The sequence below is a fragment of the Microbispora sp. H13382 genome (genome assembly GCF_014161445.1).
Lineage (GTDB): Bacteria > Actinomycetota > Actinomycetes > Streptosporangiales > Streptosporangiaceae > Microbispora.
Genome location: NZ_JABBXA010000006.1, coordinates 1 through 16,377, shown reverse-complemented (window position 1 = coordinate 16,377; position 16,377 = coordinate 1). Strand labels below are relative to the sequence as shown.

Annotated in this window: 17 protein-coding genes; 12 read left to right on the top strand and 5 right to left on the bottom strand. The window is 71.6% G+C overall.

All coding sequences use genetic code 11. From position 1 onward, the window contains the following. Positions 1–358: 358 nt before the first annotated feature. Together HHX41_RS14140 and HHX41_RS14135 are read left to right on the top strand one after the other, a co-directional pair. Entirely contained in the window at positions 359–3,193 is a 2,835-nt protein-coding gene (locus tag HHX41_RS14140; RefSeq protein WP_182906349.1) for an AAA family ATPase, read from the top strand. Positions 3,194–3,360: 167 nt separating this feature from the next. After that, positions 3,361–4,560 carry a cytochrome P450 gene (locus HHX41_RS14135; protein ID WP_182906348.1) on the top strand — a complete coding sequence of 400 codons (1,200 nt, stop codon included), beginning with the start codon at positions 3,361–3,363 and terminating at the stop codon, positions 4,558–4,560. A 27-nt stretch (positions 4,561–4,587) separates the two neighbouring features. Here the strand turns inward: HHX41_RS14135 and HHX41_RS14130 are convergent, their stop codons facing one another. Both HHX41_RS14130 and HHX41_RS14125 read right to left on the bottom strand, forming a co-directional pair. Then, the gene (locus tag HHX41_RS14130) at positions 4,588–5,814 is read right to left on the bottom strand and encodes an ROK family transcriptional regulator (protein ID WP_220504057.1); all 1,227 of its coding nucleotides are present in this window, start codon (positions 5,812–5,814) and stop codon (positions 4,588–4,590) included. Positions 5,815–5,972: 158 nt separating this feature from the next. Next, positions 5,973–6,998 (bottom strand): GDP-mannose 4,6-dehydratase, encoded by a 1,026-nt coding sequence (locus tag HHX41_RS14125; RefSeq protein WP_182906346.1) that lies wholly within the window; start codon positions 6,996–6,998, stop codon positions 5,973–5,975. Positions 6,999–7,253: 255 nt separating this feature from the next. On the opposite strand from HHX41_RS14125, the gene HHX41_RS14120 reads away from it, so the two are divergent. Genes HHX41_RS14120 through HHX41_RS14110 form a run of 3 tightly spaced genes read left to right on the top strand, consistent with a single transcriptional unit; the run spans position 7,254 to position 10,298 of the window. Then, positions 7,254–8,495, top strand: coding sequence for a glycosyltransferase family 4 protein (locus HHX41_RS14120; protein ID WP_182906345.1), 1,242 nt, complete (start codon positions 7,254–7,256; stop codon positions 8,493–8,495). A 31-nt stretch (positions 8,496–8,526) separates the two neighbouring features. After that, on the top strand, positions 8,527–9,240 hold the full coding sequence (locus HHX41_RS14115; RefSeq protein ID WP_310741983.1) for a methyltransferase domain-containing protein: 714 nt from the start codon (positions 8,527–8,529) through the stop codon (positions 9,238–9,240). After that, entirely contained in the window at positions 9,237–10,298 is a 1,062-nt protein-coding gene (locus tag HHX41_RS14110; protein ID WP_182906344.1) for a prenyltransferase, read from the top strand. The genes HHX41_RS14115 and HHX41_RS14110 overlap by 4 nt, the downstream gene beginning before the upstream one ends. A 21-nt stretch (positions 10,299–10,319) precedes the next feature. On the opposite strand, the gene HHX41_RS14105 is transcribed toward HHX41_RS14110, so the two are convergent. Beyond that, positions 10,320–10,700: a helix-turn-helix domain-containing protein gene (locus HHX41_RS14105; RefSeq protein ID WP_169984310.1), complete on the bottom strand. Its 381-nt coding sequence runs from the start codon at positions 10,698–10,700 to the stop codon at positions 10,320–10,322. A gap of 98 nt (positions 10,701–10,798) precedes the next feature. Between HHX41_RS14105 and HHX41_RS14100 the strand changes: the two genes are divergently transcribed. After that, complete coding sequence (locus tag HHX41_RS14100) at positions 10,799–11,206, top strand: RidA family protein (RefSeq protein ID WP_182906343.1); 408 nt, start codon at positions 10,799–10,801, stop codon at positions 11,204–11,206. Positions 11,207–11,226: 20 nt separating this feature from the next. Here the strand turns inward: HHX41_RS14100 and HHX41_RS14095 are convergent, their stop codons facing one another. Further along, positions 11,227–11,856, bottom strand: a complete 630-nt coding sequence (locus HHX41_RS14095; protein ID WP_259400966.1) for a class I SAM-dependent methyltransferase — start codon at positions 11,854–11,856, stop codon at positions 11,227–11,229. 81 nt (positions 11,857–11,937) lie between these two features. Between HHX41_RS14095 and HHX41_RS14090 the strand changes: the two genes are divergently transcribed. The 6 genes from HHX41_RS14090 to HHX41_RS39690 all read left to right on the top strand — a co-directional run bounded on the left by HHX41_RS14090 (position 11,938) and on the right by HHX41_RS39690 (position 15,829). Next, positions 11,938–12,402: a pyridoxamine 5'-phosphate oxidase family protein gene (locus HHX41_RS14090; RefSeq protein ID WP_169984312.1), complete on the top strand. Its 465-nt coding sequence runs from the start codon at positions 11,938–11,940 to the stop codon at positions 12,400–12,402. Between the two features lie 38 nt (positions 12,403–12,440). Beyond that, positions 12,441–12,635: a ferredoxin gene (locus HHX41_RS14085; protein ID WP_169984313.1), complete on the top strand. Its 195-nt coding sequence runs from the start codon at positions 12,441–12,443 to the stop codon at positions 12,633–12,635. Positions 12,636–12,675: 40 nt separating this feature from the next. Further along, entirely contained in the window at positions 12,676–13,761 is a 1,086-nt protein-coding gene (locus HHX41_RS14080) for a Zn-dependent alcohol dehydrogenase (protein ID WP_169984314.1), read from the top strand. A 71-nt stretch (positions 13,762–13,832) separates the two neighbouring features. Continuing rightward, entirely contained in the window at positions 13,833–14,327 is a 495-nt protein-coding gene (locus HHX41_RS14075; protein WP_169984315.1) for an MSMEG_6728 family protein, read from the top strand. A 57-nt stretch (positions 14,328–14,384) separates the two neighbouring features. Beyond that, a complete protein-coding gene (locus HHX41_RS39695) occupies positions 14,385–14,885 on the top strand; it encodes an ATP-binding protein (RefSeq protein ID WP_220504055.1) in 501 nt (166 codons plus the stop codon). Between the two features lie 29 nt (positions 14,886–14,914). After that, positions 14,915–15,829, top strand: coding sequence for a DUF234 domain-containing protein (locus HHX41_RS39690; protein ID WP_220504054.1), 915 nt, complete (start codon positions 14,915–14,917; stop codon positions 15,827–15,829). 72 nt (positions 15,830–15,901) lie between these two features. Here the strand turns inward: HHX41_RS39690 and HHX41_RS14065 are convergent. Beyond that, positions 15,902–16,377: sugar phosphate isomerase/epimerase (locus tag HHX41_RS14065; protein WP_182906342.1), on the bottom strand; the 476-nt coding region annotated here is incomplete at its 5' end.

The window sequence follows — 16,377 nt, the reverse complement described above, 5'->3', positions numbered from 1 at the left end:
ATCGCCATACGGATATATACGTACGCATCGCCCGCACAACGCGGAATCCGGACTGGTGCGTACGGCGATGCGTATGCGCCGGCCGCGCGGCGGAATACGTATGCCCCACGGGCTCCGACGGCATCGGGCGCCGGGCCGTCGCGGCGATTCGGCCGCCCGAATTCCCGGACGCGTGAGGGTTCCGGCTACGAATGGGCGATTCACCCCAGTCATCGGACCGGAAATCCTGACGGGAATCAACCACTACTTGTCGGTGATTGTGTGTTTACTCGACTAGATTTCACGTATTGACAGAAGGCCGACCCTGTCCGGCATGATCCGTGTGTCGGAAAAATAAGCATGTGGTCCGGGGGTAGGGATGGCCTCAGGGCGGCCGGTACTACTGCACCGTGACAAGGAGCTAGAGGTCGTCGACGACGTACTGGCCGGGCTTTCCGATGGGCGGCCGGCCGTACTGGTGATTCAGGGCACCCGGGGAATCGGGAAGACCCGGCTGCTGCACGCCGCGCTGGCGCGCAGGCCGGGTGGAGTGGTCCTGAGCGCCCGGGGTCACGCCGACGAGCGCTCCTTCGCGTTCGGCATCGTCCGTCAGTTGTTCGACCCGATGATGAGCGGCTCGGGACGGGCGGCCGAGCTCGGCGTACCCGCCGCCGTCCTCGAGGCGAACGTGCACGCGCCCGCGATGACGGCCGTGGCGTACGACGGGAGCGCGCCGGGCGTGCCCGCCACGCTGCTCGACGACCTCTACCGGGCCACCCGCTCGCTGACCGCGGGACAGCCGCTCATCATCGCGGTCGACGACCTCAACCATGCCGACCCTCAGTCGGCGCAGTGGTGCTCCTACATCGCCCGGCGGCTCGACGGCCTGCCCATCGCGATGATCCTGACCTGCGACGCGGACGACCGCAGCGCCGGCGAGACGGTCCGGGACATCCTGGCGCTGCCGTACGCGCGGTCGCTGAGGCCCTCCGCGCTGTGCCGGAAATGCGCCGCCACGCTCGTCGAGTCGGCGCTGGGCGCCTCCGTGGACGACGAGATCGTGAGCGCCTGTCACCGCCTCACCAAGGGCAACCCGCTGCTCCTGCTGGAGACGGCGGCACGGCTGGCCGCCGCCGACGTCCTGCCGGACCGCTCGGAGCTGCCCAGGGTGCAGCGGATCGGCGCCATCGCTCTGTCGGAGACCGTCCTCGAATGGCTCGGCGGCAGGTATCCGTCCATCCTCACCCTCCTGCAGAGCCTGGCCATCATCGCGCCGTACGCCGGGCTGGAGACGGCGGCGATGCTGGCCGGGTACGGCGCGGTCGCGGCCGAGGAGGCGGGACAGGCACTCGCGGGGGCCGGCCTGCTGGAGGGCAGCCCCCCGCAGCGGTTCACGCACGACCTCGTCCAGTCGACGATCCTCGCGCGGATGGATCCTCGCGCGCGCGACGAGTTGCACCGGCGGGCGGCCTCGCTGCTGCACCGCCTCGGCTCGCCACCCAAGCGGTCGGCCCGGCACCTGCTGTCGGCCAGTCCCACCGGTGACCCGTGGGCCGTGTCGGTGCTGCGCGAGGCCGCGCGGGAGGCGGTCTCCGAGAACGCCTGGGAGGACGCGACCCGCTACCTCCACCGGGCACTCGCCACGGCCAAGGGCCAGACCGTTCTCCAGGTGACCGCCGAGCTGGGCGCCGTCGTGGTGCACCTCGACATCCCCGCCTGCCTGCGGCACTTCCGCACCGTGACCGCACTCGCCGACGGCGTCGGCGAGCGGGCCGACTCCCTGGCTCCCTTCGCCACCACCCTGCTCACGCTCAACTCCCCGGAGGCCGCCTCGGCCTTCTGCGACGTCGCCCGCGGTCTCGACGACGACCCGGACGGCCGGCTTCCCGACCGCCGCGAGGTGCTGCTGAGGCTCAGCGCGCAGGCGCTGCTCACCGGCCAGTCGTACGGCTCACGCGCGGCGATGCGCCACCTCGGCACCGGCACCAGCGCCGGAGCACAGGACTACCTCGCCACCGCCGCGCTGTCCGGCGCGGCCAGGGGAAAGCACCGCGAGCGCACCCTGGCCCTGGCCCGGCGCTGCCTCGACGGGGGCGGGCCGATCCCGCCGACGCTGGTCATCGCGCTGTTGTGGGCGGGCCGCGTGGACGAGGCGGCGTACTGGTCGGAGCAGGTGGCCGCCGACGCGCGGGCGCACGCCTCGGTGACCGGGCAGGCCCTCGCCGTCACGCTGCTGTCGGACGTCGCCTACCGCAGGGGGGAGCTGCGCGCGTCGCTGGCGCACGCGCGTGAGGCCATCCTCTTCGCGCGGGCGTCGCACGCCTTCGGACTGCACGCCGCCGCGGTGTCCTGCGCGGCCCGCGCGCTCCTCGAGCGCGACGAACTCGACGTCGCACACGCGCTGTTCGACGAGGTCGCCGCACGCGAGCCGGTGCATCCCTTCCTGCACGGAGCCCTGCTGGAGGCCCAGGGCCGGGTCTCGATCGCCAGGGGTGACGTACGCGAGGGGCTGCGGGCCCTGCTGGAGGCCGGGCGGCAGCTGCTGTCGGCCGGGGTGGTCAACCCGGCCTGCGGGGGCTGGCGCGGCCAGGCGGCGCTGGCCTACATGCGGCTCGGCCAGCGCGTGACCGCCCGCCGCCTGGCCGAGGAGGAACTGGAGCTGGCCCGGGCCTGGGGCGCCCCCTACGGCATCGGCCGCGCGCTGAGCACCATGAGCGCGACCGCCGAGGGTGATCGCCGCCTCGACCTGCTCACCGAGGCGCTGACCGTGCTCGACGGGGCCGAGGGCGGCATGGAACGCCTCCGCGCGATGGTGCGCATGGGCATCGCCCTGCAGGCCGCCGGGGATGCGCGCCGGGCCCACGACATGCTCAGCGAGGCGTACGCGCTCGCCGACGGCCGCGGCGCCGTGCGACTCGCCGCGCTCGCCGAGCGCAGCCTCGCCGGCACCGGCGGACGGCCCCGCGGCGGGCATGCCGGTGGCCCGTCACCGCTGACGGCCGGGGAGATGCGGGTCACCGACCTGGTCCTGCGCGGCTTGAGCAACCTCCAGGTCGCGACGGAGCTGTCCATCAGCAAGCGGACCGTGGACACCCACCTGGCCCGCATCTACCGCAAGCTCGGCATCCACACCCGTGCCGAGCTGGCGGAGATCGTCAAACGGCTGCGCGAACGCCACGCCGGCACGGGCCGGTGGCCCGGCCAGGAGGAATAGGACGCGCCAGCGCTCCGTCACCTCCGGGTCCCTTGACGGGCCGTCGCACGCGTACTAGAACACGTTTCAGATCGATTTCAGGTCGAGCAGGCGTCGACCACACGTACCGCGCCGACAGGGCGATCATCCCTCTTACCAAGGGCAGCCGAACCCGATTAGGTGGATGCATGGAAATCAACCTCGTCGACAAGGACCTTTACACGCGCAGCGGGGTCCCGCACGAGCAGCTCCGCTGGCTCAGGGCCAACGCGCCCGTCTACTGGCACGAGGGGCAGGACGACTGGCCCGGATTCTGGGCGATCACCAAGCACGCGGACGTCGTCCACGTCTCCCGCCATTCCGATCTGTTCTCCTCGGCCCGCAAGCTGGCGCTGTTCGACGAGATGCCCGAGGAGCAACGCGAGCTCCAGCGCCTGATGATGCTCAACCAGGACCCGCCCGACCACACCCGGCGCCGCTCGCTGGTCAACCGGGGTTTCACCCCGCGCCAGATCGGGCGGCTGGAGGAGCACATCCGCGACATCTGCCACGCGCTGGTGGACGAGGTCCGGGACAAGCCCGAGGTCGACTTCGTGCGGGACATCGCCGCGCCGCTCCCGCTGTACGTGATCTGCGAGCTGCTCGGCGCGCCGGTCGAGGACCGGGACAAGATCTTCGAGTGGTCCAACCGCATGATCGGCAGCGACGACCCCGACTACTCCACCAGCCCGGAGGAGGGGCAGGCCGCCGCCCTCGAGGTCTACTCGTACGCCCACACCCTCGCCGAGGCACGCAGGCAGGAGCCCCGCGACGACATCGTCACCAAGCTGCTGCAGCCCGACGAGGACGGGCAGACGCTGACCGAGGACGAGTTCGACCTGTTCGTCCTGCTGCTCATCGTGGCGGGCAACGAGACCACCAGGAACGCGGCGTCCGGCGGCATGCTGACCCTCTTCGAGCATCCGGACCAGTGGAAGCGCCTGGTGGACGACCCCTCCCTCGCCAGGACGGCCGCCGACGAGATCGTCCGCTGGGTGTCCCCGGTCAACCTGTTCCGGCGTACGGCCACCGCGGACAGCGAGATCCGCGGCCAGAAGATCGCCGAGGGCGACAAGGTGGTGGTCTTCTACGCGTCGGCCAACCGGGACGCCGACGTGTTCGAGCGGCCCGACGAGTTCGACATCGGCCGCGATCCCAACCCCCAGATCGGGTTCGGCGGGGGCGGGGCGCACTTCTGCCTCGGCAACCACCTGGCCAAGCTGGAGCTTCGGGTGCTGTTCGAGGTGCTGGCCCAGCGCCTGCCCGGCATCCGGCAGGCCGGCGAGGCCAAGCGGCTGAGGTCCAACTTCATCAACGGCATCAAGACGCTGCCCGTCACCCTCGGCTGACGGGCGCCACAGCCGCCGGCGGCGTGGTCAGCCGGTCAGCGCCAGGCGTCGCCCGGCCGCGACCGCGCCGTACCGGCCGGCGCGCGAGCCCGCGGGGCCGGTCTCCGGCTCGGCGGCCGCGTAGCGCGACAGCAGCGGAGACTCCCCCATCGCCAGCGCGACGCCGCCGAGGGCGCCCGCGACGTCGCCGAGCGCCGCCCGGCGCAGGGTCAGCCGGTGGCGCGAGATCGGCACCGCGCCCGCGTGCAGGGCCTCTTGCACGGGCCCCAGGAGCGGAGCACCGATCTCGGCCAGTTCCCCGCCGATGGCGATCACCCTGGGCCCGATCGCGTTGGACAACGCGGCGAGCACCCGCCCGATCTGGACGCCGACGTCGCGCAGCAGGCCCAGGGCGAGCGGGTCGCCCGCCTCCACGGCGGCCATCAGCGCGGGCAGGCTGTCGCCGCGTCCGCCCCGGGCACGGTACGCGTCGAGCACCGCCCTGATCGAGGCGACGGTCTCCAGGCATCCCGTGCCGCCGCACTCGCAGCGCCTTCCCTCCGGGTCCACCGGGATGTGCCCGATCTCCCCGGACACCCCGTCGGCACCGCGGTGCAGCGCCCCTCCTGCCACCACCCCGCCGCCGACTCCGTACGACAGTCGCAGATAGAGCACGTCCTGGGCGCCGGCGGCCGCGCCCCACGTCGACTCGGCGAGCGCCGCGAGCCTGGTGTTGTTGTCCAGCAGCACCGGCCCGCCGAAGCGGTCCCGGAGGAGGGACTCGACGCCGGCCACCGCTGCCGCCCCGGCCACCGGGCCCACCAGGCCCACGCCGACGCCCCTGAGCGCCCTGAGCCATGGCTCGCCGCCGACGACCCTCCGGACGAGCCGCTCGGCGAGCGCCACCCGGTCCGGCCACGGCAGGCCGGGCGCGTGGGCCTCCCCCGCCGTGCCCAGGACCTCGTACGTCACGTCCACGGCCGCGACGTGCACCGCGCGACGGGCGAAGTCGATGCCGACGGCCTGGCCCACCGCGGTGTTGAGGGCCAGTTTCCCGGCGGGGCGGCCCCTGCCGCGCGGCCCGTCGTCCGGCGCCGCCGTGACCACCGCGCCCGCGGCCAGCAGCCCGCTGAGAGCCTCGTGCAGGGTCGTGCGCGACAGGCCGCACCGCCGGCCGAGTTCGCCCCGGTTCAGCGGACCGTGCGCGCGCAGCAGGCCGAGCACGGCCCGCTCGTGCCCGCGCCGCGCCGAGGATCCCGGACCGGGGACCGCCAAGCCAGGAGACGCCAAGCCAGGAGACGCCAAGCCAGGAGACGCCGGGTCAGGAGACGCAGCACCGTCCGATCGCCACATGCGATAAAGCATGCACAGTTGGTAGGTTTTGTGTCAATCCTGGACGGCCGAGGCCAGGCCCGCGGCCCGCAAGGGGGATGTCAGGCCCAGGAGGAGTCCTGCTCGGGGTCGCCGCCGTCGGCGAGCAGGCGCAGGTCGGCCTCGACCATCATCCCCACGAGCTCCTCGAACGACACCGTCGGCTCCCAGCCGAGCTGCGTGCGGGCCTTCTTCGGGTCCGCGCACAGCAGGTCGACCTCCGCCGGGCGGTGCAGGGCCGCGTCGCAGACGACGTACCGCTCCCAGTCCAGATCGGCGGCGGCGAACGCCGCCTCGACCAGTTCGCGCACCGAGTGGATGCGCCCGGTGCCGATGACGTAGTCCTCGGGCTCGGCGGCCGACAGCATCATGTGCATGGCGCGGACGAAGTCGCCGGCGAATCCCCAGTCGCGGCGCGCCTCCAGGTTGCCCAGGCGCAGTTCCGCGGCCATGCCGAGCTTGATCCGCGCGACGCCGAGCGAGACCTTGCGGGTGACGAACTCGGCCCCCCGCCGGGGCGACTCGTGGTTGAACAGGATCCCCGACACCGCGAACATCCCGTACGACTCGCGGTAGTTCTGCGTGAGGAAGTGCCCGTACGCCTTGGCCACGCCGTACGGCGACCTGGGGTGGAAGGGGGTGCGCTCGGTCTGCGGCGTCTCCCTGACCTGGCCGAACATCTCCGAGGACGACGCCTGGTAGAAGCGGATCTGCCCGGCCGCCGAGCCCCGCGAGGCGGTGATCCCCGAGCAGACGCGGATGGCCTCGAGCACGCGGAGCACGCCCATGCCGGTCACCTCGCCGGTCAGCTCGGCCTGCTCCCACGACATCGGCACGAACGAGATGGCGCCCAGGTTGTAGACCTCGTCCGGCTGCACCTTCTCCACGGCCGAGATCAGCGACCCCTGGTCGAGCAGGTCGCCGCGGACCAGCCGTACGTCCTGCAGGAGCCGGCGCACCCGCGGGACGCGGGGGTTGGCCTGCCCCCGGACCAGGCCCCAGACCTCGTATCCCTCGCTCAGCAGGTGTTCCGCGAGATAGGAGCCGTCCTGACCGGTGATGCCGGTGATCAGCGCACGCCTGGCCAACGGATCCTCCTCGTAGCGCCCAACTTGGCCTATGAGAGGCGAATGTACCGCCCTGCCCGGCCACGTCCTACATATGCGCCGCTAGAACGTGTTACACCGAATCTCGTTCGGGTAAGCTAACACCCCAGGTCGGGCAGGGTGACAGTCGATCGAGGACCCTTTCCACCTCACCTACCCCATCTAAGGTCAAATGGTAGTGTTCCTGGCAGCAGCCCCACGGGGCACGGCGGGAAACCGGCTGGAAAGGGGTGCCTCTTGGCGGAGAGGCTGCGAGTCGCGCTGCTGTCCTACCGCAGCAAGCCCACCTGCGGCGGCCAGGGGGTGTACCTGCGCCACATCAGCCGCGAGCTCGTCGCTCTGGGCCACCACGTCGAGGTCTTCTCGGGCCAGCCGTACCCGGAGCTGGACGAGGGCGTGATCCTCAACAAGGTGCCGAGCCTGGACCTCTACCGCGACGAGGACCCGTTCCGCACGCCGAAGCTCGACGAATACCGCGACTGGATCGACGCGCTCGAGGTCGCCACGATGTGGACGGCCGGCTTCCCCGAGCCGCTGACGTTCAGCCTGCGGGCCTACCGCGAGCTGAAGAGGCGGCGGGGCGACTTCGACGTCGTCCAGGACAACCAGACGCTGGGCTACGGCCTGCTCGGCATCAAGAAGCTGCTCCCCGTGGTCGGCACGATCCACCACCCGATCAGCGTGGACCGGCGGATCGAGCTGAAGGCCGCCAAGGGCTGGAAGCGGCTGTCGATGCGCCGCTGGTACGGCTTCGTGCGCATGCAGAGCATCGTGGCGCCACGGCTCAGCCCGATCCTGACGGTCAGCGAGTCGTCGCTGGCCGACATCCACCGCGACTTCGACGTGCCGCAGTCCAACATGCGGCTGATCCCGCTCGGGGTCGACACGCGGTTCTTCCACCCCCGGCCGGAACTGCCGAAGCGGGACAACTCGATCGTCGCCGTGGCCAGCGCCGACTCGCCCATGAAGGGCGTGGCGACCCTGCTGCGGGCGGTCGCCAAGCTCGCCACCGAGCGAGAGGTCAACCTCACCGTCGTGAGCAGGCCCACCCCCGGAGGGCCCACGGAACAGCTCGTCAACGAGCTGTCCCTGCACGACCGCGTACGGTTCGTGCACGGCATCCCCGACGAGGAGCTGGCCGAGCTCATCGCCACCTCCGACGTCGCGGTGGTCCCCTCGCTGTACGAGGGGTTCTCGCTGCCGGCCGTCGAGCACATGGCGTGCGGCACGCCGCTGGTCGCCTCGCGTACGGGCGCCCTGCCCGAGGTGGTCGGCGACGCGGCCGTGCAGGTGACGCCGGGCGACCCCGAGGAGCTGGCCGCCGTGCTGCGCCGCCTGCTCGACTCCCCCGAGGAGCGCGCCGAGTTCGGCCGGCGCGGCTACGAGCGCGTCATGGAGCGCTACGCGTGGCCGGTGGTCGCCCGCCGCACGGTCGAGGCCTACCACGAGGCCATCGCCGCCCACACCCCCTCGCGGTGACTCCCCAGAACTGACGAAAGGCAGGCAGCGAGTGCTGACCGTCGACTTCAACCGGCTGCCCGTCGGACCGGGCGACCGTGTCCTCGACCTCGGGGCCGGTGGTGGCCGGCACGCCTTCGAGGTGCTGCGCCGGGGCGCCGACGTGGTCGCCTTCGACATGGACGCCGCCGAGATGGAGAGCGTGGCGGCCATGTTCGCGGCCATGGACAAGGAGGGCGAGGTGCCGGCGGGCGCGACCGGCGACACCGTGGTCGGCGACGCCCTCGACATGCCGTTCCCCGACGCGTCGTTCGACCGCGTCATCGCCGCCGAGGTGCTGGAGCACATCCCCGACGACATGGCCGCGATGCGCGAGATCGTACGCGTGCTGAAGCCGGGCGGCCGGGCCGCGATCACGGTGCCGAGTTTCCTGCCCGAGCGGATCTGCTGGGCCCTGTCGGAGGACTACCACACGGCCCCCGGCGGACATATCCGGATTTATACGTTGGCGGAGCTCCAGGCGAAGCTGAAGGCCTCCGGGCTCGATGTCGGCGGCCACCACTACGCCCACGGCCTGCACTCGCCGTACTGGTGGATCAAGTGCGCGGTCGGGGTGAACGACGACGGGCACCCGCTGGCCAAGGCCTACCACGAGCTTCTCGTCTGGGACATCATGAAGCGCCCCCTCGCCACCCGGCTGGCCGAGGCCGTGCTCAACCCCCTGATCGGCAAGAGCGTGGTGGTCTACGTCCGGAAGCCCGCATGAGGCGGCTGCCGGACGTTTCGGGAATCATCACCCCAGAGCAGGTCGTCCGTACGGCCGAGAGCATCGCCGCGATCCAGGACGAGCAGGGTGGCGTGCCCTGGCCCGAGGGCCACATCGACGCGTGGAACCACATCGAGTGCCTGATGGCGCTGACCGTCGCCGGGCTGCGCGAGGAGGCCCGCAAGGGCTACGACTGGCTCGTACGGCACCAGCGACCGGACGGCTCCTGGCCGATGAAGGTGCGCGACGGCGAGCCCGCCGAGGCGGCCGGGGAGTCCAACCATGCGGCGTACATCGCGGTGGGGGTCTGGCACGACCTGCTGGTGACCGGCGACGAGGACTTCGCCCGGTCGATGTGGCCGGCGGTGACCCGGGCCCTCGACTTCGTCATCGGCCTGCAGACCGCGCGCGGCGAGGTGCTGTGGCAGCGCGACGCCGAGGGCCGTCCGGCGGAGTACGCCCTGCTCACCGGATCCTCCTCCATTTACCAGGGCCTGCGGTGCGGGGCGCTGCTCGCCGAACGGCTGGGCGACCCGCAGCCCGACTGGGAGCTCGCCGCCGACCAGCTCGGCCACGTGATCGCCGACCACCCGGAGGCGTTCGCCGACAAGAGCCGGTTCTCGATGGACTGGTACTACCCCGTGCTCGGCGGCGCCGTACGCGGCGCGGCGGCGGTCCGGCGCCTCGACCTGGAGTGGGACACCTTCGTCGTGCCCGGCCTCGGCGCGCGCTGCGTCTCCGACCAGCCCTGGGTGACCGGCGCGGAGTCGTGCGAACTGGTGCTCGCGCTCGACGCCGCCGGGTTACGGGAGCGCGCGCTGGCGGTGTTCGCCGACATGCAGCACCTGCGCCACGAGGACGGTTCCTACTGGACCGGATGGCAGTTCGCGAACGAGCGGCACTTCCCCGACGAGCGGTCGGGCTACACGGCAGCCGCGGTGGTGCTCGCCGCCGACGCGCTCGCCCACGCGACCCCCGGCTCGGGGATCTTCCGCGACGCCGGCGGCCGGGAGGCCCGCATCACCGGCGAGTGCGGCTGCGAGCGCGCCCGCGCCTGACAAGCCGGCCGCACGCGGCTGTCAGCCGTCGAAGCGGCTGCGAGAGGCCTCGATGTCACCGAGGTACCGGTGGGTCCAGTCGCACATTCCGTCGACGACCGCCCGCAGGGCGCGGCCCGGCTCGGTGAGGGTGTAGTCGACCCGCGGCGGCACGGTGGGGTGCACGGTCCGCTCGACCAGGCCGTTGCGCTCCAGCATGCGCAGATTCTGGGTGAGCATCTTGTGGCTGACGCCCTCGATCTCGTCGCGCAACTCGCTGAAGCGCCGGGTGCGATCGCCGATGGATTCGATGATCAGCAACGCCCACTTGTTGGCGATGTCCGAGAAGATCTCCCGCGCCAGAGAGTCCGCGCGCGTCAGGTCCGCTTCCTCCGGCGAGCCGCTGAACTGCTTGGTCACCATGAGGTTCCCCTGTCACTGAAAAGTGCGTTCTTCCTTGTCAGCCGCCACTCTCCTACAGTTCCTCAGTAACCACAAGAGACTATTGAGGAGGTGGCAGCATGGCCATCACCCTGCTGAACCCCATGGGACTCCCCGAGATCGACGCCTACCGGCAGGTGTCGGTCGCGACCGGGTCGAAGTTGGTCTTCGTCGCCGGACAGGTCGCCTGGGACGCCGACGGGGTCACGGTCGGCGAAGGCGACCTCGCCGCCCAGGTCGAGCAGTGCTACCTCAACGTCGCCACCGCTCTGGCCGGGGCCGGCGCTTCCTTCGACGACGTGGCGAAACTGACCGTCTACGTCGTCGGCTGGGCTCCCGCCAAGATGCCGCTGTTCCTGGAGGGGGTCGCCCGGGCCTCCGCGAAGCTGGGGGTCACCCCGGTGCCGCCCGGAACGCTGCTGGGCGTCGCGGCGCTGGACGTACCCGAGCATCTGGTCGAGGTCGAGGCCGTCGCGGTCGTCGGCTGAACGCGTGCCGGGACGCTCCGTCAGAGGCGTTCCAGCACGCGGAGCGACCCGGTCACGCGCACCTCGCGGAAGGCGCCCGACTCCAGCGCGCGCCGGTAGACCCGGTACGGCGCCTGCCCGCCTTCGGCCGGGTCGGGGTAGATGTCGTGGAAGACCAGCGCGCCGCCCTTCATCACGTGCGGCGCCCACCCCTCGTAGTCGGCCGTCACCGGCTCCTCCGAGTGGGCGCCGTCGATGAACAGCACGGCCAGCGGGGTCGACCAGTGACGGGCGACCGTCGCCGAGGCGCCCACGATCGCGATCACCTCGTCCTCCAGGCCGGCGGCGGCGATCGTGTCCCGGAAGAACGGCAGCGAGTCCATCCGCCCGGTCCTCGGGTCCACCAGCTCGGGATCGTGGTGCGGCCAGCCCGGCTGGATCTCCTCCGATCCCCTGTGGTGGTCCACCGTGAAGACCACCGTGCCCGCCCGCCGCGCCCCGGCGCCCAGGTAGATCGCCGACTTGCCGCAGTACGTACCGATCTCGCAGATCGGGCCGCGGGAGCCGTACGCGCAGGCGATCTCGTACAGCGCCTCGCCCTCGGCGAGCGGCATGAAACCGCGCGCCTCCTCGGCGGCGCGGCGCAGGTCGTCGGGCATCGGAGTCAGCATGAGGCGCACCCTACCCAACGACCCGAACGATGTTCGGCCTGCCCCTTGTCCGCCCTGATGCAACATGTTCTACTTTGCTTCGTGAACCAGCGCGCCCGTATCGCGATGAGCGAGGAAGAGATCGCCGGGCTCCTGCGGGACGCCCGCAAGCTCCAGCTCGGCACGATCAACCCGGACGGCACGCCCCACCTGGTCACGATGTTCTACGGGCTGGACGACGGCCGCGTCACGTTCTGGACGTACGGCAAGTCGCAGAAGGCCCGCAACATCGAGCGCGATCCTCGGGTGAGCTGCCTGATCGAGACCGGGGAGGAGTACGCGCAGTTGCGCGGCGTGCTCGTCTACGGGAAGGCGCGACCGATCGACGACCCCGCGGCCGTCCTGGAGATCGGCCTGGACGTCACCCGGCGGATGACCGGCATGCCCGTCGACGGCCCCGAGGCGCGGGGCTACGTCGAGCACACCGCGCGCAAGCGCGTGGCCTACGTGGTCGAGCCGGTTCGCGTCGTCTCCTGGGACCACCGCAAGCTCGGCGATAGCGTGTGAACTCCAGCGTGACGTGACGCCCAGGAGGAGGACGCGCCATGAAGATCAAGGTCGATTACGACGTGTGCGAGGCCAACGCCGTCTGCATGGGCCTGGCACCGGAGGTCTTCGAAGTCGACGACGAGGACAACCTCCACGTGCTGATGCCCGAGCCGCCCGCCGAACTGCTCGACCGGGTCCGCCACGCGGTCCGGTCCTGCCCCAAGGCCGCGCTGTCGCTCGACGACGAGTGACCGCGCGGAACTCCACCCCCGGAAACACCAGGAGGTCCCCATGCGCGGCGCGCTTCTGCACGCGGTCGGCGACGAAAAGCTCGACATCAGAGACGACTTCACGCTGACGCCGGTGGGCCCGGGTGACGTCCGGGTGCGGGTCAGGGCCACCGGCGTCTGCCACTCCGACCTCTCGGTGCTCACCGGGATGCTTCCGCAGCCGCTCCCGATCATTCCCGGCCACGAGGGTGCGGGCGAGGTCGTCGAGGTGGGCGACGGCGTGACCACCGTGCAGCCGGGCGACCACGTCATCATCAACTGGACGCCCGCCTGCGGCGACTGCCCGAGCTGCAACGTCGGTCAGCCGAACCTCTGCATGACGTACATGATGAAGAGCTTCACCGAGCCCCGCTTCCGGTTCGGCGGAGAGACCCCGGCGTTCGGCATGGCCGGGTGCGGCACCTGGGCCGAGGAGATCATCGTGCCGTGGCAGGGCGCGATCAAGGTCGACCCGGACGTGCCGTACGAGGCGGCGGCGCTGATCGGCTGCGGCATCACGACGGGCGTCGGCGCGGTGCTCAACACCGCGAAGGTGCGCCCCGGCGCGACCGTGGCGGTCGTCGGCTGCGGCGGCGTCGGCCTGTCGGTGATCCAGGGCGCCCGCATCTCCGGCGCGACCACGATCCTCGCGATCGACCCGCTGGAGTCCAAGCACGCGCTCGCGAAGAAGGTGGGCGCCACCCACGCCTGCACCCCCGACCAGCTCATGGACGCCATCGGCACGCTCACCGGCGGCCAGGGCTTCGACCACGGCTTCGAGGTGGTCGGCAAGTCGGCCGCCATCATGACGGCCTGGCAGGCGACGCGGCGCGGCGGCGACGTCATCGTGGTCGGCGCGGGCGCCATGGACGACCAGGTGCCGCTGACCGCCTTCTCCCTGCTGTTCGAGGGCAAGAACATCCTCAGCTCGCTGTACGGCGACGCCGACGTCCGCCGGGACTTCCCGCGCTTCGTGAACCTCTACAAGGCGGGCAAGCTCGACCTGGAGAGCATGATCAGCTCCCGGATCAGGATCGGCGACCTGAACGAGGCCGTCGCCGCCCTGCGCGGCGGCGAGGTGCTCCGGCAGATCGTCCTGTTCGACTGACACCGCCTCCGCCGGAGATCTCCCTGCGTGCGGGGATATCTCCGGCGGACCCGGGTAGCCAGACCGGCGTCATGCAGACGTTCCTGCCGTACCCGGACTTCTCGGCCACCGCCCGCGTCCTCGACCCACTCCGCCTCGGCAAGCAGCGGGTCGAGGCCCTGCAGGTCCTGCGTACGCTCACCGTCCCCGGGTACGGCTGGCGGCACCATCCGGTGGCGCACATGTGGGCCGGCTACGAGGAGGCGCTGGTCCGCTACGGCCTGGAGATCGTCGCGGCCTGGTGCGACCTGGGCCGGGCCGACACCTGCGCCGGGACGATGAGCAGGGAGCTGCTCGAGTGCCGGGGCATCGGGACACCCCGAACCCAGACGGCCCTCGCGGAGGCGGGCGAACTGCCGCCGTGGCTCGGCGACCACGCCCTCCACCTCAGTCACCGCTCGGCCCTGCTGCGCAAGGATCCTGACTTCTACGGCCCGAAGTTCCCCGGCGACCCCGACGACCTTCCCTACGTCTGGCCCGACTCCGACCGCGTCAACGCCCTGCTCCCACCCCGCCGTACCCTCTAGCGCCCGGGCAGGCCTGTAGATTGCATCTACGTAGATGTCATCTACACAAGGAGTGCGGTGGGCGCGGTTCCTTTCATCGGCCGGCGGCGAGAGCTGGCCGCCCTGACCAAGCGCCTCGACCGGGTGAGCCGGACGGGCGCCGGCTCCGCCATGGCCATCAGGGGACGCAGGCAGGTCGGCAAGTCCCGGCTCGTTCAGGAGTTCTGCGACAGGGCAGGGGTGCCGTACCTCTTCTTCACCGCCACGAAGGGGATGTCGCCGGTTGAGGCGGTCGCGGAGTTCTGCGCCGAACTCAGGGAGTCGTGCCTACCCGCCGATCCCGAGCAGGTCGTCCGCGTCACCAGTGGAAGCTGGCCGGAGGCGTTTCGCGTGCTGCACGCGGCGATCCCGCCGACCCCCTCCGTCGTCGTCGTCGACGAGATGCCCTGGCTGACGGAACAGGACGACCTGTTCGACGGCGCGCTGCAGACGGCCTGGGACAGACTCCTGTCCGTCAAGCCCGTTCTCCTGCTCCTGCTCGGCAGCGATCTGCACCTCATGGAGCGGCTGACCGCCTAGACCGGCCGTTTTACGGGCGGGCCGACACCATGGCACTCGACCCGCTCGATGCCGCGGAGACCGCCGGGGCACTGGGCCTGACCGGAGGCGATGCGATCGACGCGTACCTCGCCAGCGGGGGGCTGCCCGGGGTCCTGCGTGCCTGGCCGCACGGCACTCCCCCGATGGAGTTCATCCGGCAGGAGTGCGAGGACCCCGCGTCCGCCCTCTTCGGCGTGCCCGAATCCGTCCTTCTCGCCGAGTTCCCCTCGCCCGACCAGGCCCGCCGGGTGCTGGAAGCGGTCGGCAGCGGCGACAGGACCCACGCCGCCATCGCCGCGACGGCGGGCGGACGCGAGGGTCCGTTGCAGTCCGGGTCGCTCTCCCCTCTCCTGCGCAGGCTCACCGGCGAGAAGCGCGTCCTGGCGATGGACGAACCGCTGTCCGTCCAGCCGGGGAAGCCGGCGCTGTACCGCATACGGGACCACAACCTGCGGATGTACCTCGGCGTCCTGCGCGCCGCGGCGGAACACTCCCGTCGAGGACGCCCCGACCTCGCCTTCCGGCTCGTACGGCGACGCTGGGCGAGTCTGCGCGGCCGGGCCGTCGAACCGGTCGTCAGACAGGCCCTGGGCATGGCCGCCGCGGCGGGAGAGCTGCCCTGGCCGGACGCGGAGGCCGTCGGCGGCTGGTGGAACCGCCGGTTCTCCCCGGAGGTGGACCTGGTCGGCGCGGACGGGGCGCCGGTGGCACGGCGGGTGCTGTTCGCGGGTTCGATCAAGTGGCTCGGCACGCCGTTCGACGGCCACGACCTGGCCGCACTGCGCCGCGACGCCGTACAGGTGCCGGGGTTCGACCCGGAGGCGGGCGGCCTCGCGGTGGTGTCACTGTCCGGAATCCGGCCCGACCTGGAGGGCGTCGGCCTGGCGTGGAACGCCGGCGACGTGGTCGCGGCGTGGGGATGAGGACATGACGAAGGGCCGGGCCGCGCGGGTGCGCGACCCGGCCCCGGGCCTCACGGGAGCTGGGGAGAGAGGTCAGCTCTCGGAGGAGAAGGCGGCGTCGAAGGCGGCCTCGGGTGGGGTGATGGCGTTGAGGGAGCGGATGTAGGCGAGGGATTCGGGTGCGCCGTGCAGCCGGTCCATGCCCGCGTCCTCCCACTCGATGGAGATGGGTCCGTCGTAGCCGATGTGGTTGAGTGCGCGGAAGCACTCCTCCCAGGGGACGTCGCCCCGGCCGGTGGACACGAAGTCCCAGCCGCGGCGGGGGTCGGCCCAGGCGAGGTGGGAGGCCAGGCGGCCGCGGCGGCCGTCGCGGGTGGCGACCCGGGCGTCCTTGCAGTCGACGTGGTAGATCTTGTCGGCGAAGTCGAGGATGAAGTTGGCCGGGTCCAGGCCCTGCCACACCATGTGGGAGGGGTCCCAGTTGAGGCCGAAGGCCGGGCGGTTGCCGATGGCCTCCAGGGTCCGCACGGTGGTGTGGTAGTCGTAGGCGATCTCGCTGGGGTGCACCT

Excerpts from the sequence above, each read along its gene's own strand:
- HHX41_RS14085 (WP_169984313.1), top strand. The coding sequence starts at position 12,441 with ATGAAGATCAAGGTCGATTACGACGTGTGCGAGGCCAACGCCGTCTGC.
- HHX41_RS14105 (WP_169984310.1), bottom strand. The coding sequence starts at position 10,700 with ATGGTGACCAAGCAGTTCAGCGGCTCGCCGGAGGAAGCGGACCTGACG.
- HHX41_RS14095 (WP_259400966.1), bottom strand. The coding sequence starts at position 11,856 with ATGCTGACTCCGATGCCCGACGACCTGCGCCGCGCCGCCGAGGAGGCG.
- HHX41_RS14080 (WP_169984314.1), top strand. The coding sequence starts at position 12,676 with ATGCGCGGCGCGCTTCTGCACGCGGTCGGCGACGAAAAGCTCGACATC.
- HHX41_RS14100 (WP_182906343.1), top strand. The coding sequence starts at position 10,799 with ATGGCCATCACCCTGCTGAACCCCATGGGACTCCCCGAGATCGACGCC.
- HHX41_RS39690 (WP_220504054.1), top strand. The coding sequence starts at position 14,915 with ATGGCACTCGACCCGCTCGATGCCGCGGAGACCGCCGGGGCACTGGGC.
- HHX41_RS14135 (WP_182906348.1), top strand. The coding sequence starts at position 3,361 with ATGGAAATCAACCTCGTCGACAAGGACCTTTACACGCGCAGCGGGGTC.
- HHX41_RS14140 (WP_182906349.1), top strand. The coding sequence starts at position 359 with ATGGCCTCAGGGCGGCCGGTACTACTGCACCGTGACAAGGAGCTAGAG.
- HHX41_RS14075 (WP_169984315.1), top strand. The coding sequence starts at position 13,833 with ATGCAGACGTTCCTGCCGTACCCGGACTTCTCGGCCACCGCCCGCGTC.
- HHX41_RS14110 (WP_182906344.1), top strand. The coding sequence starts at position 9,237 with ATGAGGCGGCTGCCGGACGTTTCGGGAATCATCACCCCAGAGCAGGTC.